General features: G+C 68.7%; 1 protein-coding gene. It reads left to right on the top strand.

Annotated features, from left to right (window positions below):
* Positions 1-91: 91 nt before the first annotated feature.
* Positions 92-1,011: IS256 family transposase (locus ACYVAQ_RS23370; protein WP_460793016.1), on the top strand; the 920-nt coding region annotated here is incomplete at its 3' end.

Genomic DNA, 1,011 nt, shown 5'->3' with positions numbered 1-1,011 from the left:
CCTGAGTGAGCGCGTGCCTGCAACGTAGGCGCGGCCACCAGGTGGATCCTTCGAGTGATCTCTCACAACCGACTCGAAGAAGGACACCTTGATGACCGCTGTGCCAAGTATCGACCCTGCCCAGTTCCTCAACGAGCAGCTGTCCCAAGCGAGCCCCGATCTCATGCGGGACCTGCTCACCACATTCGTCAACGCGCTGCTGTCGGCGCAGGCCGACGCAGTCTGTGGCGCCGGCTTCGGCGAGCGGTCGCCGGATCGGGTCAACTCCCGTAACGGCTACCGCCACCGCGACCTCGACACCAGGGTCGGGACGCTCGATGTGGCGGTTCCCAAGCTCCGCCAAGGCAGCCTGTACCCGGAGTGGCTGCTGGAGCGCCGAAAGCGTGCCGAACGCGCCCTGACCTCGGTGGTGGCGACCTGCTACCTGCTCGGCGTCAGCACGCGGCGGATGGACAAGCTGGTGCAGACCCTCGGCATCACGGGGCTGTCCAAGTCGCAGGTCTCGGTGATGGCCAAGGAGCTCGACGAGCACGTCGAGCAGTTCCGCACCCGACGTCTGGAGGACGCCGGCCCGTTCACGTTCGTGGCCGCCGACGCCCTCGTGCTCAAGGTCCGCGAAGGCGGCCGCGTGGTGCCCGTGCACGTGCTGGTCGCGACCGGCGTCAACGCCGACGGGCACCGCGAGATCCTGGGCGTGCAGGTCACCAGCAGCGAGGACGGCGCCGGCTGGCTCGCGTTCTTCCGCGACCTGACCGCCCGCGGCCTGGCCGGGGTCAAGCTCGTCACCAGCGACGCGCACGCCGGCCTGGTGTCAGCGATCGGCGCGACCCTGCCCGGCGCAGCCTGGCAGCGATGCCGGACCCACTACGCAGCGAACCTGATGTCCGCGACCCCGAAGTCCTCATGGGGCTGGGTCAAAGCGCTGCTGCACTCGATCTACGACCAACCCGACGCCGAGGCCGTGCACGCTCAGTTCGACAGGGTTGTCGACGCCCTGGCCGAGAAGCTCCC

The organism is Nocardioides maradonensis (assembly GCF_054777115.1).
This window is presented reverse-complemented; position numbering and strand designations above follow the sequence as displayed.